Annotated in this window: 19 protein-coding genes; 10 read left to right on the top strand and 9 right to left on the bottom strand. The window is 69.6% G+C overall.

What is annotated here, in order from left to right:
* The 8 genes from H8R17_RS17185 to H8R17_RS17150 all read right to left on the bottom strand — a co-directional run bounded on the left by H8R17_RS17185 (position 1) and on the right by H8R17_RS17150 (position 10,850).
* Positions 1-804, bottom strand: a complete 804-nt coding sequence (locus tag H8R17_RS17185; RefSeq protein ID WP_187824068.1) for an ABC-2 family transporter protein — start codon at positions 802-804, stop codon at positions 1-3.
* A 1-nt stretch (position 805) separates the two neighbouring features.
* Positions 806-1,831, bottom strand: coding sequence for an ATP-binding cassette domain-containing protein (locus tag H8R17_RS17180; RefSeq protein ID WP_187824067.1), 1,026 nt, complete (start codon positions 1,829-1,831; stop codon positions 806-808).
* Positions 1,832-1,956: 125 nt separating this feature from the next.
* A complete protein-coding gene (locus H8R17_RS17175) occupies positions 1,957-4,839 on the bottom strand; it encodes a glycoside hydrolase family 2 TIM barrel-domain containing protein (RefSeq protein ID WP_187824066.1) in 2,883 nt (960 codons plus the stop codon).
* Positions 4,840-4,851: 12 nt separating this feature from the next.
* Positions 4,852-5,739 carry a carbohydrate ABC transporter permease gene (locus tag H8R17_RS17170; protein WP_187824065.1) on the bottom strand — a complete coding sequence of 296 codons (888 nt, stop codon included), beginning with the start codon at positions 5,737-5,739 and terminating at the stop codon, positions 4,852-4,854.
* Positions 5,736-6,701: a carbohydrate ABC transporter permease gene (locus H8R17_RS17165; protein ID WP_187824064.1), complete on the bottom strand. Its 966-nt coding sequence runs from the start codon at positions 6,699-6,701 to the stop codon at positions 5,736-5,738. The genes H8R17_RS17170 and H8R17_RS17165 overlap by 4 nt, the downstream gene beginning before the upstream one ends.
* A 20-nt stretch (positions 6,702-6,721) precedes the next feature.
* Positions 6,722-7,984, bottom strand: a complete 1,263-nt coding sequence (locus H8R17_RS17160) for an ABC transporter substrate-binding protein (RefSeq protein WP_187824063.1) — start codon at positions 7,982-7,984, stop codon at positions 6,722-6,724.
* A 260-nt stretch (positions 7,985-8,244) separates the two neighbouring features.
* Positions 8,245-9,489, bottom strand: coding sequence for an ROK family transcriptional regulator (locus H8R17_RS17155; protein WP_187824062.1), 1,245 nt, complete (start codon positions 9,487-9,489; stop codon positions 8,245-8,247).
* Between the two features lie 116 nt (positions 9,490-9,605).
* Positions 9,606-10,850: an FAD-binding protein gene (locus tag H8R17_RS17150; protein WP_187824061.1), complete on the bottom strand. Its 1,245-nt coding sequence runs from the start codon at positions 10,848-10,850 to the stop codon at positions 9,606-9,608.
* 158 nt (positions 10,851-11,008) lie between these two features.
* Between H8R17_RS17150 and H8R17_RS46800 the strand changes: the two genes are divergently transcribed.
* The 4 genes from H8R17_RS46800 (at position 11,009) to H8R17_RS17135 (ending at position 15,183) form a co-directional block, all read left to right on the top strand.
* A complete protein-coding gene (locus tag H8R17_RS46800; RefSeq protein WP_316959427.1) occupies positions 11,009-11,545 on the top strand; it encodes a hypothetical protein in 537 nt (178 codons plus the stop codon).
* Positions 11,446-12,015 (top strand): NAD(P)-dependent oxidoreductase, encoded by a 570-nt coding sequence (locus H8R17_RS46795; RefSeq protein WP_316959428.1) that lies wholly within the window; start codon positions 11,446-11,448, stop codon positions 12,013-12,015. Before H8R17_RS46800 ends, H8R17_RS46795 begins: the two co-directional genes overlap by 100 nt.
* Before the next feature lie 140 nt (positions 12,016-12,155).
* The gene (locus H8R17_RS17140) at positions 12,156-13,475 is read left to right on the top strand and encodes a radical SAM protein (protein WP_187824060.1); all 1,320 of its coding nucleotides are present in this window, start codon (positions 12,156-12,158) and stop codon (positions 13,473-13,475) included.
* Between the two features lie 241 nt (positions 13,476-13,716).
* On the top strand, positions 13,717-15,183 hold the full coding sequence (locus H8R17_RS17135) for a cellulose binding domain-containing protein (RefSeq protein ID WP_187824059.1): 1,467 nt from the start codon (positions 13,717-13,719) through the stop codon (positions 15,181-15,183).
* A gap of 271 nt (positions 15,184-15,454) precedes the next feature.
* Here H8R17_RS17135 and H8R17_RS17130 read toward each other — a convergent pair whose 3' ends face one another.
* The gene (locus tag H8R17_RS17130) at positions 15,455-15,778 is read right to left on the bottom strand and encodes a beta-ketoacyl synthase N-terminal-like domain-containing protein (RefSeq protein WP_187824058.1); all 324 of its coding nucleotides are present in this window, start codon (positions 15,776-15,778) and stop codon (positions 15,455-15,457) included.
* A 928-nt stretch (positions 15,779-16,706) separates the two neighbouring features.
* On the opposite strand from H8R17_RS17130, the gene H8R17_RS17125 reads away from it, so the two are divergent.
* The 6 genes from H8R17_RS17125 to H8R17_RS17100 are packed head-to-tail and all read left to right on the top strand — an operon-like array spanning position 16,707 to position 24,154.
* Positions 16,707-18,524 (top strand): amino acid adenylation domain-containing protein, encoded by a 1,818-nt coding sequence (locus H8R17_RS17125; RefSeq protein WP_187824057.1) that lies wholly within the window; start codon positions 16,707-16,709, stop codon positions 18,522-18,524.
* 33 nt (positions 18,525-18,557) lie between these two features.
* Entirely contained in the window at positions 18,558-19,514 is a 957-nt protein-coding gene (locus tag H8R17_RS17120) for a chlorinating enzyme (RefSeq protein ID WP_187824056.1), read from the top strand.
* 2 nt (positions 19,515-19,516) lie between these two features.
* Positions 19,517-20,716: an alpha/beta hydrolase gene (locus H8R17_RS17115; protein ID WP_316959426.1), complete on the top strand. Its 1,200-nt coding sequence runs from the start codon at positions 19,517-19,519 to the stop codon at positions 20,714-20,716.
* Entirely contained in the window at positions 20,713-22,167 is a 1,455-nt protein-coding gene (locus H8R17_RS17110) for an FkbM family methyltransferase (RefSeq protein WP_187824055.1), read from the top strand. The genes H8R17_RS17115 and H8R17_RS17110 overlap by 4 nt, the downstream gene beginning before the upstream one ends.
* Positions 22,164-23,387 carry a benzoate/H(+) symporter BenE family transporter gene (locus H8R17_RS17105; RefSeq protein ID WP_223125150.1) on the top strand — a complete coding sequence of 408 codons (1,224 nt, stop codon included), beginning with the start codon at positions 22,164-22,166 and terminating at the stop codon, positions 23,385-23,387. The genes H8R17_RS17110 and H8R17_RS17105 overlap by 4 nt, the downstream gene beginning before the upstream one ends.
* Positions 23,384-24,154, top strand: coding sequence for a thioesterase II family protein (locus H8R17_RS17100; RefSeq protein ID WP_187824054.1), 771 nt, complete (start codon positions 23,384-23,386; stop codon positions 24,152-24,154). Before H8R17_RS17105 ends, H8R17_RS17100 begins: the two co-directional genes overlap by 4 nt.
* The last annotated feature ends 22 nt before the right edge of the window (positions 24,155-24,176 follow it).

The following is a 24,176-nucleotide window of genomic DNA, read 5'->3' as shown; positions in this document are numbered from 1 at the left end:
TCAGCCTCCCTGCGAGATCACACGGCGTGCGGCCGCCCGCCACACCAGCCGGGTGAACAGCGCGAGCACCACCACCCAGGCGGCCTGTACGGCCAGTTGGAAACCCGCCTCCGACAACGGGATCCGGCCCACGTACAGCGACAACGGCACGCTCAGCGTCGCCTGGAAGGGCAGGAAGGAGCTCAGCGTGATGAACCAGTCCGGGAAGAACCACAGCGGCGCGTACACCCCGGCCAGCAGGTTCTGCGCGAAGACCAGGATCAGCATCGCGGCGTTGTTGCGGAGCGTGAAGAAGCACAGCTGGTCCAGGACGAGCATGACGTAGTACAGCACCCACTGGCCGAGCAGCATGCTGACCGCGAACACCCCGGCCACAGCTGCCGACCTGGGCGGTTCCACGACCCCGGCGGCCAGGCAGATCGCGTAGCCGCCGAGCGCCCACGCCAGCCCGTACAGCTGCTCGCCGAGGGCGCGCAGCACGTAGTAGCGCTGGGGCGGCAGCGGGCGCAGGTACCAGTAGACGATGGTGCCGAAGTGCATGTGCTGCAGCACCATGTCCCGGCCCGCCTGCTGGTCCAGCTCCCTGAGCCGGGAGGCGAGTACGGCCATCACCGCGTACGTCACCGCCTGCCCGCGGTCGAGCCCGGCCGTGGTCCCGGTGTGCGCGTACAGGCCGCGCCACAGGGACGCCACCAGCACCACCTGCACGGTCAGCCGCAGCAGAACGGCGGTCATCCGGGGCGGGGTGTGCAGCTCGCCGAGCGGGGTGACGCGGGCGACGCGCCAGGCGTGCAGCGCGGCCACGTCAGGCCCCTTCCGGCTGAGGTTCTGCTTCTCGCTGAGACTCAGCGTGGACGTACGCGGCCCGCATCACGTCCTCCAGGTCGGCCTCGTCGATGCCGATGTCGGTCACCTGGTACCGCTCTATGACGGCCTTGAGTGCCTGGTGCACGGTCGGGGCGTCCGGCCCGTCCGGGCCGAAGACGACCCGCGGGCCGTCGTGTCGCAGCAGCCTGATGCCGTTCGGCGGTACGACCTCGGCGTGCGGACCGGCGAGCGTGGCCCGCACCTGCCACGTCGAGCCGAACTTGCGGCGGATCTCGTCGAGGGTGCCGTCGAGGACGAGCCTCCCGTGGTTGACCAGGACCACGCGCTCGGCGAGCCGCTCCACCTCGGTCATGTCGTGCGTGGTCAGCAGCACCGTACGGCCGCGATGCTCGACCTGGTTGCGCAGGAACTCCCGCACCTGCTCCTTGACCACCACGTCCATGCCGATGGTCGGCTCGTCCAGGAAGACGACCGGCGGGTCGTGCAGCAGGGCGGCGGCGAGGTCGCTGCGCACCCGCTGTCCGAGGGACAGGTGGCGCACGCGCGTGTCCCAGAAGGACGACAGGTCGAGAAGCTCGTCGAACTCCTCGAGCCGGGCGGCGTGTTCCGCCCTCGGCACCTCGTAGATGTCCCGCAGGATCGCGAACGACTCCCGCACCGGCAGGTCCCACCACAGCTGGGTGCGCTGCCCGAACACCGCGCCGATGTTGCGGGCGTTGCGCTCCCGCTCCTCGTAGGGCACCACGCCCGCGACGCGGGCCTCACCGGAGCTGGGGGTGAGGATGCCAGTGAGCACCTTGATGGTGGTGGACTTGCCGGCGCCGTTCGGGCCGAGCAGGGCGAGGAGTTCGCCCGGGGCGACGTCAAAGCTGATGTCGCGGACGGCGTGCTTGGCGACCCGCTCCGGGTTGACCAGGGAGCGCAGGGCTCCGGCGAGTCCGGGGCGGCGGACGGTGGTGTGGAAGGTGCGGGTGAGGCCGCGTACTTCGATACTGCCGCTCACTCGACCCATCAACTCCCTTGCGCGAAGAGCAAGCCGCGGCCGGCTGGCGGGTAGCCGGCCGGCCGCGGACGACCTCACGACAGTGACGGAAAGTCGATCAACTGGTCAATCGATTAAGGGTTCTCCTACCGAAGGGCCGAGAAGACGAACGAGAACTCCGCCGGCCCGGCCTTCAGGGAGTACTGCGGCAGCGGACCCGGCCCGCACGACTGCGAACCGATGCCGTGCTGCCCGTGGTCGAGGTTGACCCATACCGTGCCGTCCGGTGTGAGGTCGGTGCGGTGCCGGGCGGCGTCCAGCTGCTCGCTGGTCCAGCGCCGCGCGGTGAACCAGAACTCCGGGTCGCCCTCGATCCGCAGCCCGCCGAGCTCCACCCAGCGGACATCGGCGCGGGCGCCGTTCTCCTGGGGGCGGACGTACGGAGTCTGCAACTCGTCCACGGTCGCCTGCCAGCGGCCGACCCTCGACGCGCTGCGGGTGTCCGGGTACGCCTCGCCGGGACCGCCGCCGAACCACGTCACCCGGTCGGCCTCGGCGAGCCCGAACCGGACGCCGAGCCGGGGCAGCGGCACCGTCCAGTCGCCCTTGGGGGTGACGGAAACGGTCAGCTTGAGGCGGTCGCCGTCCGACTGCCAGCGGTACACCGTCGCCAGACCCGCATCGCGGGCGGCCGGCGCCACCCGGGAGCGCACCGTCAGCGCGTCGTCGCCGACCTCGACCGCGTCCAGCCGGTGCTGCATACGGTGCAGGCCGAGCGTGCGCCACAGCACGCCGTACCGGGTGTTGCTCTGCCACTCGGCGCCGGCGTCGTTGTCGGTCGGCGCCCGCCACACGTCCAGGCGCGGGGCGGTCACCTCGACGCCGCCGACGGTCTTCAGGGCGCCGGTGCGGGCATCGAAGACGCCGGGGCCGAGCGTGATCCGCCCGTCCCCGCTCACGGGCGCGGCGCTCGCGGCGACGGAGGGCACCGCCCGCGCGGCCACGGCGACCTGGCCCCACGCCACCAGGTGGCCCTTGGCCGCCCACGCCGTGCCGTCGGCCAGCACGGCCCGCACGGTCCACCGCGCCTCGCCGGCCGGCCGCTCCGCCGGCGGCTGAGGCAGCTTCACCTCGGCCGACTCGCCCGCCGCGAGCGGTGGCACCGCCAGGCTGCCCGCCTCGACGGTCTCGCCCTCGACCTCGTAGGACCACTCGAAGGCGAGCGCGGACAGGTCGGCGAAGTCGTACTTGTTGGTGACGCGTACGGTGCCGTCGGTGCCGTTGGAGACATCGCCCTCGATCCGGACCGGCTCGATGACCTTCTTGTACTCGACGAGCCCCGGCGACGGCGTGCGGTCCGGGAAGATCAGCCCGTCGCAGACGAAGTTGCCGTCGTGCAGCTCCTCGCCGAAGTCGCCGCCGTACGCGTAGCCGAACTCCGGATGCTTGATGCCGTGGTCGATCCACTCCCAGATGAAGCCGCCCTGGAGCCGCTCGTACTTATCGAACAGCTCCTGGTAGTCGGCGAGTCCGCCCGGGCCGTTGCCCATGGCGTGCCCGTACTCGCACTGGATGAAGGGCAGTTCACGCCGCTTCTGGGTGCCGCCGTCCAGGCCCTGGCCGATCCTCTCGACCTCGGCGTGGAAGGCGTACATCCGCGAGTACACGTCCGTGTCACGGCAGTTGATGTCGCCCTCGTAGTGCACCAGCCGCGACGGGTCGCGGTCGTGGATCCACTCGGCCATGGCGGTCAGGCCGCGGCCGGTGCCGGCCTCGTTGCCCAGCGACCAGAACACGACCGACGGGTGGTTCTTGTCGCGCTCGACCATGCGGGCGGCGCGGTCGAGCAGGGCGGGCGTCCAGCGGTCGTCGTCGCAGGGGTTGTCGCGCCACTTCTGCTCGACGAAGCCGTGGGTCTCCAGGTCGCACTCGTCGATGACCCACAGGCCGTACTCGTCGCACAGGTCCAGGAAGGCCGGGTGCGGCGGGTAGTGCGAGGTGCGCACGGCGTTGAGGTTGTGCCGCTTCATCAGCAGCACGTCCTCGCGCATCGTCTCCAGGTCCAGCGCACGGCCCTGCTCGGGGTGCCACTCGTGCCGGTTGACGCCCTTGAACAGGATCGGCTTTCCGTTGACCTTGATCAGGCCGTCTGCGAGGACCACCGTCCGGAAACCGATGCGCAGCGGCACCCGCTCGCCCCCGGTCGCCAGCACGCCGTCGTACAGCCGCGGCGACTCCGCCGACCACGGCTCTACGGCGACCGTCACCGGCTCGCCGGTCGCGACATCGATGTCCAACTCCGGGACGGTCACCCGGCCGTCGACGTCGGAGTCGACGCGCAGGGTGCCCTCGCCGCTCATGTGGTCGTAGGAGGCGTGCACGAAGAAGTCGAGCGCGCTGTCCGCGGGGCGGTGCAGCAGCGTGACGTCACGGAAGATGCCCGGCAGCCACCACTGGTCCTGGTCCTCCAGGTACGACCCGGCCGACCACTGGTGCACCCGCACCGCGAGTACGTTGCCGGACGGCTTCAGCAGCTGCCCGACCGCGAACTCGTGCGGCAGCCGCGACCCCTTGAACTCCCCGATGTCCGTGCCGTTCAGCCACACCCGGGCGCAGGACTCGACGCCGTCGAACCGCAGGACGGCACCGCCGTCCGCGGGCCAGTCCGAGGGCAGGTCGAAGACGCGGAGGTGGTCGCCGGTCGGGTTGTCCGTCGGGACGCGCGGCGGGTCCACCGGGAACGGGTAGAGGTGGTTGGTGTAGATCGGCGCTCCGAAGGCCCCGTCGCCCTGGAGGACCCAGTGCCCGGGGACCGCGACCTCGGCCCAGTCCCCGGCGTCGTACCCGGGCGCGGCGAACGCGTCGTCCTCGGCGTCGGCGGTCGGTGACAGCCTGAAGCGCCAGCTGCCGTTCAGCGACAGCGACTTCGCGTCCGAGGATGCGTACCAGGCGCGGGGCGGCAGGGCCCCGCGGCCCGGTGAGACGTCCTCGACGTAGTCGACGTCCGTCGTGGTGGTGCGCAAAGACATCGGTCTCCTAGCTCAGCCCTTGATGCCGGTCTGCGCGATCCCCTGCACCAGCCAGCGCTGGAGGAAGAGGAACACGAACACCAGGGGCAGGATGGAAATGGCCGTGGCCATGAAGATCAGGTGGTAGTTGACGGTCTGGTTCGTCATGTACGACGACAGCGCGACCTGGACCGTCCAGGCGCTGGGGTCCTGGCCGATGACCAACGGCCACAGGAAGGCGTTCCAGCCGTTGATGAACGTGATCGTGGCGATGGCCGCGAAGAAGTTCAGCGAGTTCGGCACGACGACACGCCAGTACGCGCCCCAGTAACCGAGCCCGTCCACGCGTGCCGCCTCCTCCAGCTCCTTCGGGAACCCCAGGAAGTACTGCCGGAACAGGAAGCAGGTGAAACCACTGAACAGGCCCGGGATGATGAGACCTCGGTAACTGTCCACCCAGCCGAGGGACGAGACGAGGACGAAGCTCGGCACAAACGTGACGGCCGTGGGGACCATCAAGGTGGCGAGGACCACGTAGAAGACCTTGTTCGCGTGCTTGTACGGGATGCGGGCGAGGCCGTATCCGGCCAGCGAGCAGATCAGCAGGATGCCCGCGGTGTGCAGGACGGCGACGACCACCGAGTTCCACAGGGAACGGGCGAAGTCGACCGTGACGTCGTTGAACGGCTCGGTGATGTTGCCCCACTGGATGTCGGTGGGGAACCACTTCCAGGTCTCGCCCGTGATCTCCGGGTCCGTCATCAGCGCGTTGCGGACGATCAGATAGAAGGGGATCAGGAAGAGGATCGCGGCGACACCGGTCGCGATGTACAGGCCGGTGCTGCCCATCACGCCGCGGCCGCCCTTGGCCTTGGTGACGGGCTTGGTGACCTTCTTGAGGTCGGGTGCCGTGGTGGTCACTTGGACTCCTCACCCCTTCCGAAGCCCATGATCTTGCCCTGGAACAGGGTCACGACGCAGATCAGCAGGGTCAGCACGACCGCGCCCGCGCTGCCCACGCCGTAGTTCTGGTTCTGGCCCAGCGCCATCTTGTACAGCTCGACCAGCGGCGGCTGGCCCCACGTGGCCCTGGGGAGCAGGTTGAAGAACTCGTCGAAGGCCTGGTAGGCGGCGATGAGCAGCAGCAGGATGACCGCCGTCGAGGTCGCCCGCAGCTGGGGCAGCGTGATGTGCCGGAAGGTCTGCCAGCCCGGCTTGGCACCGTCGATGGCGGCGGCCTCGTACAGCTCCCGCGGGATATTCTGCAGCGCCGCGAGGAACAGGATCATGAAGAAGCCCGACTGGAGCCACAGGCGGACGGTCACGATGACCAGCCAGTACCAGGGCGGATTCGGGTTGGCCAGCCAGGCGACGTTGTCGATGCCGAACCAGCTGAGGACGGTGTTGGCCAGGCCGAAGCGGACGCCGTTGAAGATGGACATCTTCCAGATCAGCGCGGCGGCGACATAGCTGACCGCGGTGGGCAGGAAGAACACCGACCGGAAGAACGCCCGCATGAACCGCAGCCGGTTCACCAGCAGCGCCAGGCCCAGCGACATGGCCCAGGTGGCCGGCACGATGAACGCGGCGAACACGGTGAACGTGACCAGCGAGCCGCGGAAGTCCGCGTCCGTCAGGATCTGTGTGTAGTTTTCGAAGCCGACGAACTTGCTCGGCGTGACGGTGAAGCGTGCCTCGAAGAAGCTGAGCCAGATGCTCCAGCCGATGGGCACGAAGACGAAGATCACCAGGCCGATCAGGAACGGCCCGGTGAAGAGCCAGAAGTTGAAGGTGCTGTTCGCCCTGAGGCCCCGCCTCGGCCGGCCCTTGGAGACCTTGGCCGGGGCGGGGGAGGCGACCCCTCGCGTGGTGGTGGTCGACATGTCGAGATCCGTCCGGCGGACTATCCGAAGAGCTTCTTGAGCTCGGCGTTGACCTTCTTTTCACAGGTGTCGAGCGCGGCCTTCGGGTCGCCGTTCTTGCGGACGGTGTTGGCGATCACGTCCCAGAACGCGGCGATCATGGCCTGCGTCCAGCCGATGTTGTCGAAGTGACCGAACTCGTTGAAGAGCTTGACCCCCTCGGCCGGCAGGCCGGACTTCAGTTTGTCCGCGGACTCGGCGAGCGAGGTGCGCGGCGGGATGTGGAAACCGTAGGAGGTGGCGAAGTCCTCCTGGTACTCCTTCTGGTCGATCCACAGCCACTTCACGTATTCCTTGGCCGCCTCGACGTTCTTGCCCTTGGCGTTGACGAACATCGACCAGCCGCCGTTGTAGACCGACTGCTTGCCGGCCGAGCCGACCTTCGGGAAGGGGAAGATGCCGATGTCGTCGCCGAGCGCCTTCTGCATGGCCGGCATGGCCCACATGCCGCACCACTGCATCGCGGTGAGGCCCTGGATGAAGGCCGACGGGTCCCACGAGTCGGCGGGGGCGTCGAGGAGCAGGTTGCCGCTGGTGAAGAGACCGCGCAGCTGCTTGAGGCCCTCGGCGACGGCGTCGGTGTTGAACGCGGGCTTGTTGTCCGCGGTGAGCGTGTCGGCGCCGGCCGACCAGATCAGCGGGCGGTCGACGTTGGTCAGGTCGTTGCCGAGGAAGATGCCCTTGACCTTGCTGGTGGTCAGCTTGTCGGCGGCCTCGATCAGCTCTTCCAGTGTGGTCGGGACTTCGATCTTCGCCTTCTCGAACAGCGAGGGCCGGTAGAAGAGGAACTGCGGGTCGTCGATCATCCGGACGCCGTATATCTTGCCGTCGACCGTGTGCGACTTGATGTCGGCCTGATTGAAGTCGTCCTTGACCGGCTCGATGATGTCGGTCAGGTCCGCCACCTGGCCGCTCTTGACCATCTGGATCTGCGGGTGGAACTCGAAAACGTCCGGCGCGTTGTCGGTGAGCAGCGCGGCGAAGAGCTTCTGCTCGAAGTTGTTGCCGGTGATCCACTGGGTGGTCACGTTGGCTTCCTTGTACGCCTTCGCGTACCGCTTGACGGCCTGCTCGACCCCGGCCTCGCCGTAGGCGTGGAAGTACTGCACGAGACCCTTGCCGGAACCACCGCCCGAGCGGCCGGTGTTGCTGCCGCACGCGGCCAGCCCGCCGGCGGCGGCCAGGCCCATGGCGGCCTGGAGTATGGATCGGCGGTTCCAGTTGTTGTTGCTGATTGCCGACATGCTGACGTCCTTGTCTCGATGGCGGTGCGGCTCTGTGGCTCAGCGCCAGATGACTCAAAGAGAGGTGCGGTGCGGGACGTTAACCTTCGGCTAAGGCTTCGGCAAGGGGTTGAACGAAGTCTGTTCGAAGCGTTGTGTCCGGTTCGCGATATCGAACAAATAGGCGCCGGGGCGCCGATGTTGTCCATGGGGAACCCGCCCCCGCGCTCCGCAACAGGACTCCCGCTCAGTCTCCAGGAACGGCGAGCCGCGTGCATCCCTCATGAAGGCGGTGCGGTACGGCTCCTTGCGGGGGTGGTGCGTTTGCCGTTCCTCTGCCCGACGGCCTGGAGCGCCCCTTCGAGCGCGAACGTCGCCGCGCCCAGGCACACCGGGTCGGTGGGGATCGGGGAGAGGACGATCTCGGTGGCGGCCATCGGGCGCGGCAGCGCGTGCCGGGCGACGGCCTCGCGCACTTCGTTCAGCAGCGGTTCGCCGAGCGTGGCCGCGACCCAGCTGCTGAGCACGACCATCTCGGGGTTGAACAGGTTTACCAGGTCGGCGATGCCGGCGCCGAGATAGCGGGCGGTGTCCCGGACCACCTTGACGGCCACCGGGTCCTTCACGGCGACCCCGTCGGCCAGCGCGTCGATGGTGGCCGTCTGGTCCTCCGGGTGCAGCAGCGAGCTCTGCGGGCTCACCTCCCGCAGGTTCAGCATGATCCCGGGCGCGCCCACATACGTCTCCACGCAGCCGTGGTTGCCGCAGTGGCACAGCCGCCCGTCCAGCACGAGCGTGGTGTGACCCCACTCGCCGGCGCTGTTGCTCACGCCCCGGTGCAGCCCGCCGCCCAGCACGAGCCCGGCGCCCACCCCGGTCCCCAGGTTGACCACTACGGCGTCCCCGCTGCCGCGCGCGGCTCCGAACCACAGCTCGGCCACCGCGCAGGCACGCAACGGGTTGTCCAGGTAGAGGGGGTAGGCGATGTGCTCGGTGAGCCGGTCGAGCAGCGGCACGTCGTGCCAGTCCCAGTTGGGCGCGTACTCGGAGACGCCGGTGTCCCGGTCCACCTGCCCGGGCACGCTCACTCCGACGCCGAGCACCCGCGCGCCCTCGATCCCGGCCTGCGCGACCACCGAGCCGACGGCCGTGGCGACATGGCCGACGACCTGCTCGGGGCGGCTCTCGCCGGGCCGCATGTCCTCGTCGGCGCGGGCCAGCACGTTCAGGGCGAGGTCGAACAGCTCGACACGGACGTACGTCTCCGCGATGTCCACGCCGATCAACGCGCCCCCCGACGCGTTGACGGCCACCAGGCCCCGGGGGCGGCCGCCCGCCGAGTCCTCGAACCCGACCTCCGTGATCATGCGGAGGTCGAGCAGTTCGCCGACGAGGGTGGCGACCGTGGCGAGCGAGAGCCCGGTGGCGGCCGCCAGCTCCTGCCTGGAGGTGGGCGACTCGGCGATGATCTGGCGCAGCACCTCGTAGCGGTTCGCGGTACGGATGTCGCGAGATGTGCGCTTCATGCGGAGTTGCCACCGTCCTTCCCAGCCAGGCCGGGTCTTGAATCGGCACCGGCGCAGCGGAAGGCTATGGGCTGCGGGGACTTTCGACAAGGGGTTTGGAAAGGGGGTTTAGGAAGTCAGTCGACGAGGACGGCCTGCACGAACGCGTTGGCGAACTTCCGCTGCGGGTCCAGCTCCCGCGCCAGCGCCCGGAAGTCGTCCAGGCGCGGGTAGCGGGCGCGGAGCGCGGGCGCCGGGACGGTGAACACCTTCCCCCAGTGCGGCCGGGCCTCGTACGGCTCCAGCGCCTCCTCCAGCCGCCGCACCGCCGGCAGGACGCGCTCCGTGTCCTCGATCCAGGTGAAGTGCAGCGCGACGGTGTCCCGGCCGTAGGAGGGGCTCAGCCACTGCTCGTCGGCGGCCACCGTCCGCACCTCGCAGATCTGCAGGACGGGGGCGACCGCCGTGCCGATCGCCGCCACGGCGTGCAGCGCGTCGAGGGCGTACGGCCGGGGCAGCAGGTACTCCGACTGCAGCTCCGCCCCGCTGCTCGGCGTGAACTCCGCCCGGAAGTGCGGCAGCCGCTCGTGCCACGGCCCCGGCACCCCGAACTGCTCGGTGCAGTTGGCCGCCGGCATGCCCGGCACCGGGTGCATCTTCTCGGTGGCGGGGGAGGCCCACGGGAATCCGGGCAGCGGCTGGTCGGTGCGCCGCTTGAGCCACACCTGCCCAAAGCCCGGCGCGCGCCAGTCGGTGAACAGGCTCACGCTGTACGCCGTGGCCGCCACCGTCTCGAAGTCCAGCCCTTCCAGGGGGAGTTCCGTGAACACGTGCTGCTCCACCTCGAAGGCGGGCTCCAGGTCCAGGGTGAGCGCGGTGACGACACCGAGGGTGCCGAGGGAGGTCACGGCGCCGCCGAAGCGGGGGTCGCCGCGCCGTATGGTCACCGTCGAGCCGTCCGCCGTGACCAGCTCCACCTCGCGCACCACCGATGCGAGCGGCCCGTTGCCCACCCCGGAGCCGTGCGTGCCGGTCGCCACCGACCCGGCCACCGAGATGTGCGGCAGGGAGGCCATGTTGGGCAGCGCCAGCCCGTGCGCGTGCACCCGGCGGGCCAGCTCCGCGTACCGGACGCCGCCGCCCACCCGCACCGTACGGGCCCCGGTGTCCACGTCGGCCTCCGCGGGCAGGGCGTCGAGCGACAGCAGTACGCCGCCGTCGCCCGCGTCGGCGATGTCGTTGAACGAGTGCCCGCTGCCCAGCACCCGCACCCGCGCGCTGTCCGCGACCAGCGAGCGCAGCGCGTCCCGCGTGTGCGGCCGGTGCAGCTCCTTGGCGGTGTAGGTGACGTTGCCCGCCCAGTTGGTCACCGTCTCGGTCATTGCGTCGTCCTTCCACAGGGCCTCGGGACCTGGAAGTCCCTGCCGGAACCTATCTCGACGTGTCGTCCGTTGCTCCCGCCGCCCGGCGGCACATACCGTAGAGAGCGTTTTCTACACGACTCGCTCGCCGTGCACCCCCGAGCCGGAAGGTCGCCTCCTTGACCCAGCGCGCCCAGGCACTGTTCGCCATGACCGCCGAGAACGTGCCGCAGGTCTTCCCGCCGGACGTGCTGGCGCGGCTGCGCGAGTCCGTGGACCTCGCCCCCGCCCTGGTCGCGGAGGACCTCACCGACCCGCGGGTCCTTGAGGCGCTGGGCCGCACCGAGATCCTGATCACCGGCTGGGGCTGCCCCCGTCTCGACGTGGCGGCCCTCGACGCGGCGCCGAAGCTGCGCGCGGTGCTGCACTCGGCCGGCTCCGTCAAGAGCTTCGCCACCCCCGAGCTCCGGCGGCGCGGCATCGCCGTCTCCTCGGCGGCCACCGCCAACGCGCTCCCGGTCGCCGAGTACACCCTCGCCATGATCCTGCTCGCCGGAAGGACGTCCTCGCCGCCCGCGACCGGCTGCGCACCGAGCGCACCTCGCCCGGCTGGGGCATCGTCCCCGGCATCGGCAACTACGGCCGCCGCGTCGGCGTCATCGGCGCCTCCCGCATCGGCCGCCGGGTCCTGGAACTGCTGCGCCCCTTCGACCTGAGCCCCGCCCTCACCGACCCCTACGTCGACGAGGCCACGGCCGCCGCCCTCGGCGCCCCCCTGCTGCCGCTGGACGACCTGCTGCGCACCTGCGACATCGTCACGATCCACGCCCCCGAAACCCCCGAGACCCACCACCTCGTCGGCCGCCGCGAGCTGGCCCTGATGCCCGACGGAGCGGTCCTGATCAACACCGCGCGCGGCGCACTGGTCGACCACGACGCCCTCGTGGCCGAACTGCGCACGGGCCGCCTGGCCGCGATCCTCGACGTCACCGACCCCGAGCCCCTCCCCGGCGACTCGCCCCTGTACGACCTGCCGAACGCCTTCGTCACCCCGCACCTCGCGGGCTCCCAGGGCAACGAACTGGCCCGCCTCGGGCAGACCGTGGCCGAGGAGGCCGAACGGCTGCTCGCGGGAGGGGAGTTGGCGTACGCGGTGGACCTCGCGGCCCTGGACCGCACCGCCTGACCGACCGGCCAGTACGGCAAACCGTTGCATATATGCATCAAACGCGGCAATCGTCCGGATCGGGGGACCCCGGTACGGCTGGCGTGCCCGCGGGGGCATACCGTGAGGAGTCGTACGTCCGCACCGGGAGGAGACACGGGATGGGCAGCCGTACCGCGCTGGTCGAGGATCTGATGGAGCGGTTCCCGCACGTGCCGCGGGAAGCCGTCTTCAAGGAGGACCTGCTTCGGGGCGGCGTGGCCTTCGACCCGTCCGCGCTCAGTGACAACGAGGGCGGCGAGGTCAAGCCGAAGTCGTACTTCATCTTCTCCTTCGACCACGGCACCCTGCCCGAGCTGGGCGAGGCCGCGCTGCGCCGTCCGCCGGAGGAGATCGTCCTCACCGGCGGCCCGTACGACCTGCGCAGGACCGTGGTCTCCGTGCGTGTGAACCCGTCCTCGCCGTACCGGGTCGCCGCGAACGACGACGGCGTGCTCGGGCTGTACCTCGACGGCAAGCGGATCGCTGACGTCGGCGTGCCGCCGATGCCGGAGTACTACCGGCACACGCTCGCGGGCGGCAAGTCGGTCATGGAGGTCGCCCCGACCATCCAGTGGGGCTATCTCATCTACCTCACCGTCTTCCGGGTCTGCCAGTACTTCGGCGCCAAGGAGGAGTGCCAGTACTGCGACATCAACCACAACTGGCGCCAGCACAAGGCCGCCGGCCGGCCGTACACGGGAGTCAAGGACGTCGAGGAGGTCCTCGAGGCCCTGGAGATCATCGACCGGTACGACACCGCGAAGGCGTCCACCGCCTACACGCTCACCGGCGGCGCGATCACCAAGACCGTCGCCGGGCGCGACGAGGCCGACTTTTACGGCCACTACGCCAAGGCCATCGAGGAGCGCTTCCCGGGCCGCTGGATCGGCAAGGTCGTCGCGCAGGCGCTGCCCAAGGACGACGTCCAGCGCTTCAAGGACTACGGCGTGCAGATCTACCACCCCAACTACGAGGTGTGGGACCGCCGGCTGTTCGAGCTGTACTGCCCGGGCAAGGAGCGCTACGTCGGCCGCGACGAGTGGCACAAGCGGATCCTGGACTCCGCGGACGTCTTCGGCGCGCGCAACGTCATCCCCAACTTCGTCGCGGGCGTGGAGATGGCCGAGCCCTCCGGCTTCACCACCGTCGACGAGGCGATCGCGTCCACCACCGAGGGTCTGCGCTTCTTCATGTCGCACGGCATCACGCCCCGCTTCACCACCTGGTGCCCCGAGCCCACCACCCCGCTCGGCAAGGCCAACCCGCAGGGCGCGCCGCTGGAGTACCACATCCGGCTGCTGGAGGCCTACCGCGCCACGATGGACGACTTCGGCCTGTCCTCCCCGCCCGGCTACGGCCCGCCCGGCCCCGGCCGCGCGGTGTTCTCCGTCAGCTCCTTCATGGACAGCCTCCCGGCGGCCGAACCCGCCGAGGTGTAGCAGCCCGCGGGCCACGGTCGAAGTCGGCACCGGACACGTTGAGTCGAACCGCGGTCTGCGTCCGTACTACCGGGCGGGGTCGTGGGTCGGGGTGCCCCGCCGAGCGTTTGCGACCGAATATCTGAACACGGTGCTTGTCAGTTGTGCAGAAGACGTGAAAAGCTCGGTCCCTGCCGCGAGGTTCCCCCCAACTCCATTGCCAGTATGGTGAGTTGACCTCATTCGTGGATGCAGGAGACCCATGCCCGACCTGCCGACCCCTCAGGACGCCACCGAGGCAGCGCTGTTCTCCGAATGCTGGGACGCGGTGCTCTCCTACGCCGATCTGTGCACGTCCGGTTCCACCGCGGCGGCCCAGCTGGCCACCGAGGCGTTCGCACACGGCATGCGCGAAGTGCGCGCCGCCGAGACCGGTACGACGTACAGAAGCGCCGCCGGCCGCCGCTCCCGGCTCCCGCGGATACCCCTGCTGCTGACCGCCGTCCGCACCACGGCGGCCGAGTGGGAGACCCGCGGCCAGGGGCACAGGCTCGACCCCGAACTGCGCCTGTGGCTCAACTCCGACAACGCCGCCCGCTACACCGGACCGCCCTTGCAACGCCCGGTCGCGCTGCGCGGACTGCGCGACATGCAGCAGGCGGACGCCGAACTGCTGTGGCTGGCCGAGGTGGAGGCGCTGCCGCTGTCCGTGGTGGCCCGCCGGCTCGGCCTCGACCACGCCACCGTGGCCGACGAACTCGTCCAGGTGCGCGGCCTGTTCCGGGACCGTTGCCACCGCAACCACCTCGACTCCCCGATGGACGCACAGTGCCGCAGCTACGCCCGGCTGCTGGACGCCGTCACCCGCTCCCCGGAGGCCGACGCCCCCGGCGACCTCTCCCGGCACCTCGCCACCTGCGTGCAGTGCGCCGAGGCCGCCGCCTGCCTGCGCCTGCACGGCGGGGGACTGCCCGGCGCCCTCGCCGGCGGCGTGATCGGCTGGGGCGGCCTCGCCTACCTGGAGCGCCGCCGCCGCGCCGCCGAGGTGCGGCTGGGCGCCGGACGCGCCAGCACCGGCGAGGGGACCGGGGAGCCGGGCGGCGGTGCGCAGAAGGCCCGCGTGGTGCGGGGCGGACTGCTCGTCGCCGCCGCCCTCGTGTCCGTGCTGGCGCTCGCCGTGTCGATGATGCCCGGCGACACCACTGACGACGCCGCCCCCGGCGACGACCGCCAGCCCGTGGCCGACGACTCCGGACCGTCCCTGCCGCTGCCCGGACTGCCCGACGCGACGAGCTCCCCGAAGCCCACCGACCGCGCCGAGACCACTCCGCCGCGCAAGGACAAGGACCCCAAGCCGCAGCCCCAGGGCACCGCGTCCTCCACCGCCCGCGAGGAGCCGGCCGAGAACGAGCCGCCGGTCTGCGAGGTGGCGTACGAGCTGGTCAACCAGTGGCCCGACGGCTTCCAGGCCACCGTCACCGTCACCACCGCCAAGGCCCTCGACGACTGGCGCGTCGCCTGGTCCTTCCGGGACGGCCAGAAGGTCGGCCAGATGTGGGACGCCAACTTCAACCAGGACGGCTCCCGCGTCACCGCCACCGCCGCCGACTACAACAAGCACGTCCGCGCCGACGACCACCTCGCCTTCGGCTTCCTCGCCTCCTGGCGCGGCACGAACTCCCCGCCGTACGACTTCACCCTCAACGGCCACCGCTGCGCCAAGGCCTGAACGGGCCGCCGCGGCGACAACGGCCGTGCTGCGATAAATGCGTTGACGGGACACCGCGGGGGCGGGCCAGGGTTCCCACGGTGAAACACACGGCGGCCGCCCGGCCGCCGCCCGGATGACGAGGGAACGAGGAGGTGTCGACCGATGGCTGTCACTGTGCTGCGCGCTGCCCGCGTCGAGGAATCCATCCTGTCCACCTCCGCGGCCACCGGCTGACCCCTTACTTTTCTCCGCGCATGCGCGCGGCTGCCGGGGCCGCCCCTGTGAAGGGTCACCCCTTGCCCCGCAGGGAACCGGGCGGTATCCCGGCGTCTTGCAGGGAACTCCAGGCGAGTTCGAGGACGAGCCGCTGCTGGGGATCCATCTGGGCGGCTTCGCGCGGGGAGATGCCGAAGAACTGCGGGTCGAACTGGTCCACGCCGGTCAGGAAGCCGCCGTTGCGGGTGCTCATCTTCCCGGGCGCGGCCGGGTCCGGGTCGTACAGTGCCGCGGAGTCCCAACGATCCGCGGGTACGTCGACGACGGCATCGGCACCGGACCGCGGGAGGCTCCAGTACGCCTCCAGGTTCGGCGCTCCAGGGAAGCGGCAGGCCATCCCCCCACGGCGATGGGCTCGTCGGCCGGTGTCGCGGCAGCGGGTGTGGCCGGGGGCGCGGCCCCGGCCGGCGCAGTCCCCCTGCTGACCGTGGGCGAGGGCGTCGGCAAGGCGGGCGATGGTCGGGAAGTGCCAGGCGAGCGTGGGAGAGAGATGTCCGCAGGTGTCTTCCCAGGCGCAACGCTACTTGTGCACTTCAGTATCTCTCCTGCGTTGGACGGCAACTGCCGGAAAAGGCAACCTGGTTGCCCCGATGAACATCTGAAGCTGATTCGGACGTCACATTTCTGGCAGGGCACAGCGGTGGGACGGGGCCGCACCGACCGGAATTCCTACGGGAAACCCAGCGGCCTTTCCGGCCCGCGGATTCTCGGCAGCCGCGACGACCACGGCTCGCGCGGCAGGGAGCTCCAGGGCGTCGTTCGGCAGCCGTACCGAAGCCCCGTACACCCCGGCCCGCTTGTCATCACACCTCCCTCAGATGACTTGCTTGTCTCACCTTACCCAAGCAAGATGACAGGCCAAGAGGTGTCTCAAGATCTGGGCGCGCGACCCATGAACCAAGCAAAGGACCTTCTGCCATGACGTGTTGGAGCCCGCACAGGGCCGCGGGACCGCAGGATCACCGAGGGCCGGGCCGCAGGGCCATCGTGGTCACCGCCCAGCTCGGCCGCCCGCGAGCCGAACGCCGGATCCGGGGGCGTCTCGTATGGCGAGATGCCGATTGCGCGCCTCTTTGACGCCTGATCAACATCGCTGCCGACGGATGCAAAGGGTCGGCAATCGAGGTTCGGTGACAGTCAGCCAGTGAGGTGTGGAAAAACCCGAGTTCAAGGCATATCCGCGTCGGCAGCGACAGCATGTTACGGATCCTGCCGGGCAACGACCCAGCCCCGACATCGGATTGACCGGCAACACAGGAGGGAAGATGGGACCAGAAGGAGGCACGCTCACGGGGTTGTTCCAGGATGTGGTCGAACAATTACCGGGCAAAATCGCGGTGACCGCCGGCGAGGCTCGGCTCACCTACCGGGAATTGAACGACCGGGCCGACGCAGTCGCGGGCGAGCTCATATCCAAGGGAGTGCGGCCGGGCGCGGTGGTGCCCCTGCTGGCCCCACGGAGCACGGAACTGCTCGTCGGCATCCTGGGAATCCTCAAGACAGGCGCCGCGTATCTGCCCATCGACCCCGGCTACCCGCCGGAGCGGGTGGTGTGGACGGTCGAGAACAGCGCGTCATCCGTCGTCGTATCCACCTCGGGCCTGAGCGCAGCGCTCTTCGGCCCGGACGCTGAAGTCGTCCTGTTGAACCGCCTCCCCACTGCGCCGGCTCGGGCAGCCGGGTTGCCTCCCGTGCGCGGCAGCGACGTCGCCTACGTGATCCATACTTCCGGGTCGACCGGTGTGCCCAAGGGCGTGCAGGTGGAGCACCACAGCGTGGTCCGTCTCTTCGACGTCACGCGGAAGTGGTTCGACTTCGACGAGAACGACGTCTGGGCCGCATTCCACTCGGCCGCCTTCGACTTCTCCGTGTGGGAGATCTGGGGCGCGCTGCTGTTCGGCGGACGGCTGGTGGTGATCCCCCAGGACACCGCCCGGTCACCGGCGGCACTCCATGAACTCCTGCTGGCGCAAGGGGTGACCGTACTCAACCAGACACCGTCCGCGTTCTCCCGGCTCGCAGCGGCGGACACCCACGCCGCACGCCCGCTGACCGATCTGCGCGTGGTCGTGCTCGGTGGCGAGAAGCTCGAACCCGCCGCTCTGCGCCCGTGGATGGAACGGTACGGCGACGCACATCCGCGTCTGTTCAACATGTACGGCATCACGGAGGCGACCGTGCACGCCTCTTGCCGTCCGCTGCGCCACGCCGACCTGAGCGTCGAAGGACCGAGCCCGATCGGGGAACCCCTGCCCGACCTCGCCTTCCACGTCCTGGGCCAGGACGGCACGCCCGTGCCTGCCGGAACGCCCGGCGAGCTGTTCATCGAAGGCCCCGGACTTGCCCGTGGCTACCTGAGCCGCCCGGAGCTGAACAAGGAACGATTCGTCGAACTCACCGGTCCCGATGGTGCACCACACCGCTGCTACCGCACGGGGGACCGGATCGTCGCCCTGCCCGAGGGCGGTTACGGCTATCTCGGGCGAACGGACGACCAGGTGAAGATCCGCGGTTACCGGGTCGAGCCCGGCGAGATCGAGTCGCTGCTCTGCCGCCACCCGGATGTGTCGGAGGCCGTCGTCGTGCCACACGACTACGGCGAGAACGACGTCAGGCTCGTCGCCTACGTGGCGTCCGGGACGGCCGGCGCGACGCTCGCGCCCCAGCTGGGCGAACAGGCCGCCACCACACTGCCCCCGCACATGCGCCCGTCCACGTACGTCGTCCTCCCCGAGTTGCCGCTCACCCTCAACGGCAAGGTGGACAAGGCGAAGCTGCCCCCGCCGGAGACGGGTGTGACGCAGGCCCCGGCCGCGCAAGAGCCGCAGAGCCCGGCGGAGCTCACCGGCACCGAGGAGCGCATCGCCCGGATCTGGCAGTCCGTCCTGAAGGTCCCGCGGGTGGGACGCGAGACGGATTTCTTCGATCTCGGCGGCACTTCACTGTCCCTGCTGCGCATGTTCACCCAGGTCAACGAGGAGTTCGGCACCGACCTGGACATCACGGTACTGGTCGACGGCGCAACGGTCGGCGCGCTCGCGCCTCATATCGATGCCGCGTTGTCCTCCTCACCCGGCAACTGAGTCCCGTACCGCGTCACCGACAGGAGTGATCTCATGACCAGACCACTGACCGACTTCTCGCTCAGCCGAGAGGAACTGGCCGCTTTCCAGCAGCAGGGTTTCGCAGGGCCCTTCACTCTCTACGAACCGGCGGAGATCAAGAAGGCCTGGGGCCGTACCCGCCTGGAGCTCCTTGACCGCAGCGCCGCCGTCTATCAGGACGACGCAGCGATATCAGGGGCCACCAACATCGCCAACTACGACCGGCATCTGGACCACGGGTTCCTGGCCGAGCACATCACCCGGCCCGAGATCGTCGACCGGGTGGCCAGCATCCTCGGCCCGGATGTGCTCTGCTGGCGTACCGAGTTCTTTCCCAAGTACCCGGGCGACGAGGGTACCGACTGGCATCAGGCGGACACCTTCGCCAACGCCTCGGGCACCCCGCAGATCCAGTGGCCCGGAGGATCCGACTTCGGCGGCACCATCACCGTGTGGTGTGCGTTCAGCGACGCGACCGTCGACATGGGCTGCCTGCAGTTCATCCCCGGCACGCACCGCAGCATGAACTACGACGAGACCAAGCGGATGCACTACGACCCGGACAACAACACCGCGGTCGAGAAGGACGGAACACGGCGCGGCTTCTTCGGCTACGACTACCGGCAGCTGCAGATCGACCCGGACTGGAAGCCGGACGAGTCGCAGGCGGTCTCGATGGAAATGATGGCAGGGCAGTTCATCGTCTTCTGGTCCACACTGATGCACGCCTCGCATCCGCACGCCGGCAAGACCAAGGACATGCGGATGGGGTTCGCCTCCCGTTACGTGCCCACCTCCGTTCAGGTCTACCCCGGCACCTCGGTCATCGAGGAGTACGGCGGCCGAGTGAGCCTGGAGCGCTACGGGACGGTGCTGGTCAGCGGGGCGGACGAGTACGGGCACAACCGCCGTGCCGAACGCACCACTCGCCACCAGCCGTTCCGGCGCCGGCCCAGGAACGGGTCCTGAAGGTGACGGCGCTCCAGGACGGTGCCACGACGGCCATCGGCCCCCTGCACCTGCTGGCGACGGCCCTCGTCGACACGGCTGCCCTCATCCGTGTCGTACCGGAACGGCTGCGCGTGGCCGCTGCGCCCGGTTCGGCGCCGGTACTCCAAGGCATCCTTGACCGGCTCACCGGCCGGCTGGGACTGCCCGGGCTCGTCGTGGTGCCAGACCCCGACCCGCTGTGGTCGGTGGAGCTCGCGCTGAGCAGGCGCCTGGCCCGGGACCTCGGCGGCGCCGACGGCACGTCGAGCCATCCCGATGTGAGCGCCGATCAGCTCGAGGACGCCGCGCATCACGCGCTGGCGGCGTTTCCCGGCCGGCCCGTCACGGTGTCCGCGTACGACGGCACCCCGCTGCGTTGTTGGGCGGCGGGGGCCGAAGACCGCCCGGCCGTCGCCCTCGTGCCCCCGTGCGGCATGCCGGTCGGCCTTGTGACGCGGTGGATGAAGGCGCTCTCCGGCTCCTTCCGCGTCGTGACGTGGGAGAGCCGCGGGCTCTTCGCCACGGAGGACGGACGCAACCTTGCGGCCCTGGGCGGCCACAGCCTCGCCGCCCAGGCGGATGACCTGCTGGCGGTACTCGACGGATTCAGCATTCCACAGGCGCACGCCATGGGGCTGTGCGGAGGGGCCGCGGTGGCGCTGGCCGCCGCGTCGAGATCGAACCGGGTGCGGTCGCTGAGCCTCTGGCACGGAGACTACGAACTCGGCGACGAGGCTCCCAAGACCGACCACCAGCGCGACGTCGAGTCGCTTCTGACCATTGCCGCTCGTAACCGGAAGCAGGCAAGCGGACTCCACCGGCTGATGCGCCGCCCGTCGACACTGCAGGGCCTGCGCCCGGACATCGCACACCACCTCCTGTACCCGTACGCGAGCCCCGAACTGCTCCACCGTTACGGCTTGCTGAACGGGGCGATCATGTCCACCGACTGCCGTCCCTTCCTCACGGCCGGGCAGCCCACCCTGGTCATCACCAGCTCGCAGGACACCACCGCGCATCCCGCGGGCTCCGAGTACGTCGCGGCGCACCTCGCACGGGCAGAACTACGCAGGACGCCGGCTGGTGATCACCTCACCGCCTTCGACGCCGGGCCGGAACTGGTCGACCTGGCCGAGGACTTCCTCCACGACGTCACCGAGCCGGATCGGAAGGACCCATGACCGACTCCGCCACCAGCGAGCAGCTTCACGATCTGGCCGCGGTTCTGCGTGCGCACCCCGCAGTCGCGGACGCCACCGTCGTGCCGGGCGCAGCCGACCGGACACCTGATGTATGGCTCGTACCCGATCCGGACGCTGCCGCGCTGTTGCACCGTTCGGCTGTTCTGGAAGCGGCGGGGCGGCTCGACGCGCTCGGCTGGCACGAGCCCTGCGACGAACTCCGGGTAGCCGGCCTGAACCGCAGCGAGACCGAGTTCCTGTACCGCGAGATCTTCACCGAGAACGCCTATGTCAGGCACGGCATCACCCTGCCTCCGGGGGCAGTTGTCGTGGACGCCGGGGCCAACATAGGCATGTTCACTCTCTACGTAGCTCTCCACAGCCCCGGCGCACGCGTCATCGCAGTCGAGCCGATGGCCGAACTCGCCGATGCAGTGGCGGTCAACGCCGAGTTGTACGGCGCGGACGTCACCGTACTGCGCTGCGGGCTCGGGCGCGCCGAGGCCGCCGCCGAGTTCACCTACTACCCGAACAACAGCGTTATGTCGGGCGGCCTTGCCGACGCCGAAGAGGATCTCGCCGTACTGCGGGGGTATCTGCTCACCGGCGACGGTGCCGAGCCCGGTGCGCAGCTGGACCGGCTCGCCGCCGACCGGATGACCGCACAGCGCAGACACCTGCCGGTCACCACACTCACCAAGGTGGCGGCGGAGCACGAGCTGACCAGGATCGACCTTCTCAAGATCGATGTGGAGAAGGCCGAGGCAGAAGTCCTCGAGGGAATCGGCGACACGCTCTGGCCTCGTATCGACCAGATCGTCATGGAGGTCCATGACGTGAACGGCCGGCTCGCAGCCATTCTCGCAACACTGCGCGCGAAGGGTTTCACCGTCACGCACGAACAGGATGCGCGACTGGCCCTGACCCCCTGCCACAGCGTGTACGCCTACCGGCCCCAGGCCACGGCCCAAGCTCCGGTGGCCGACACCCCGGGGCCCGCCGACCGTGGTCCGACCCTGCAGGTGCTCGAACGGGAGCTGCGCGAACTCATCGCCCAGCACGCCCCGCTCGACACTCCGCCACGTCGCTTCGGCGTGGTATCGGACCTGGACCAGGTCGTCGCTCGGTCCGCTGCCCCCGCGACGCGACCGGTTCTCGCGGACACAGCTCGCACTGCGATCCTCGCCGAGATCTGGTCGGGCCTGTTCGGCCCGGAGGCCGTACGACAGGACGCGGACTTCTTCGACCTCGGCGGGGACTCGCTCACAGCCGTGCGACTGCTGGCCCAGATCGAGCAACGGCTCGGCGAGGAAGCCCTGGCACCGGACCTCATCTTCACCGACAGCACCTTCGGGGCGCTGGCCGCTGCGATCGAGGCCACTGCGCCGTCCGGGACGGCCGCCGGCGACGACGAACACCGCCCCGTCGTGAACGCAGACCACAGCCCATGATGAGCATCACGGGCCACCTGCGGCAGGCCGCGCCGGCCTCGGCTGTCGTCGCGGGCCTGATCTCGGTGCTGGTCGGTGTCTCCAGTTCCGCGGCGATCGTCTTCACCGCGGCCAAGGCCGCGGGCGCCACTCCGCAGGAACTCACCTCGTGGATGCTGGCGCTGGGCGTCGGCATGGGCGTGACCTGTATCGGGCTTTCCTTGCGCTATCGGTCGCCGGTGGTCACCGCATGGTCGACACCTGGCGCCGCCCTCCAGGCCGCCGGTCTCGACGGCGTGACGATGGCGCAGGCGGTCGGAGCCTTCCTGGTTTCGGCGGCCCTGATCACGCTCAGCGGAGTGATGGGCTGGTTCGAACGCGTCATGGACAGAATCCCGGTGTCGCTCACAGCGGGATTGCTGGCCGGTGTGCTCCTGCAGTTCGGCACCGGCCTGTTCGCCAGTATGCGGGGCAACTTCGCCGTGATGTTCCCGATGTTCGCCGCCTACCTGTTCTGTCGCCGCTGGCTGCCTCGCTACGCGATCACCGTCGCTCTCGCAGCGGGAGGTTCGGTCGCCCTGTGGGAAGGCTCGTTGCAGCTGGGGAGTGTGCATCTGTCCCTCGCGAAACCGGTGTTCGTGACGCCCGAATTCTCCTGGCAGGTGATCGTCAGCGTCGGGCTGCCCCTGTTCGTGGTGACGATGGCATCGCAGAACCTGACCGGGGTGGCAGTGCTGCACAACGACGGCTACCGCGTTCCCGTGTCCCCGCTGATCGGCTGGACGGGCACCGTCAACGTTCTGCTCGCACCGTTCGGCTGCTTCGGGCTCAACCTTGCCGCCATCACCGCGGCCATCTGCACCGGTGAGGAGGCCCATGAGGATCCGGGCGAGCGTTACCGTGCCGCTGTCTGGGCCGGCGTGTTCTACCTCGGTGTCGGTGTCTTCGGCGGGGCTGTGAGCGCCCTGCTCGTCGCCCTGCCCACGGCTCTCGTCCTCGGCATCGCCGGCCTCGGGCTCCTTGCCACCATCGCCAGTTCCCTCGCCTCCGCCCTCTCGGACGAAGGCTGGCGCGAGTCGGCCCTCGTCACGTTCCTGGCCACCGCCTCGGGGATCACCTTGCTCGGGATCGGTTCCGCTTTCTGGGGCCTGCTCGCCGGGTTGCTCACCGCGATGTGTGGCCGTAGGCGCCGGACCACGGAGCCGGATCGTACGGGGCAACCGGGAGAACCAGTCCCATGAACTCCGCGACCGAGAGGGCGGGAAGGGCGTCGCAGCGTTGGTTCCACCGTCCTGAACCGCGACCGGAGGCAAGAATCCGGCTGGTGTGCGTGCCCTACGCCGGAGCCGGCGCCGGGGTCTTCAGGCACTGGACGACCGGGCTCCCCACCGATGTAGAACTCGTCGCCGTCCGGTTGCCCGGCCGGGAGAATCGAGTCCGCGAACAGCCGTACTCCGACTGGCCCGCTCTGGTCGCGGCGTTCTCCGCGGCCCTGATGGAGCAAGTCCCGCCTCCATACATGCTCTTCGGGCACAGCATGGGCGGAATGCTCGCCTACGAAGTGGCCTCCCGGGGCATCGATAACCCTCCCGAACGGGTCATCGTCTCCGGCTGCCGGGCACCCGGCGCACCACGCACCCTTCCCGCCATTCACCACCTGCCCGACGCTCAACTTGCCGAAGCGCTGGGCGGGTTGGCCGGTACACCGCCGCAAGTCCTGGCGAACCCGGAACTGCTGGCACTGCTGATGCCGATGCTCCGTGCAGACCTCCGCCTGGCGGAAACCTGGCCGACCAGGTCACAAGGGCTCACTCCGCCTGTCCCCGTCCCTGTGACCACCTTCTGCGGCACGGACGACGACATCGCGCCCGAGGCAGCGGTGACCGCTTGGCGGCCCTTGGCGCCCCGAGGATTCAGAAGCCACCGGATACCCGGAGGGCATTTCTTTCTCCACGATTCGGCAGACGAAACGGTGCGTCTGCTGTGCAGTGAGCTCGCCCGTAATTGAGGGAACAGAAAGAGAGTGGATC

Source organism: Streptomyces sp. TRM68367 (genome assembly GCF_014495685.1).
Classification (GTDB): Bacteria; Actinomycetota; Actinomycetes; order Streptomycetales; family Streptomycetaceae; genus Streptomyces.
The sequence above is the reverse complement of the archived record's forward strand: the minus strand, read 5'-3'. Positions and strand labels throughout refer to the sequence as shown.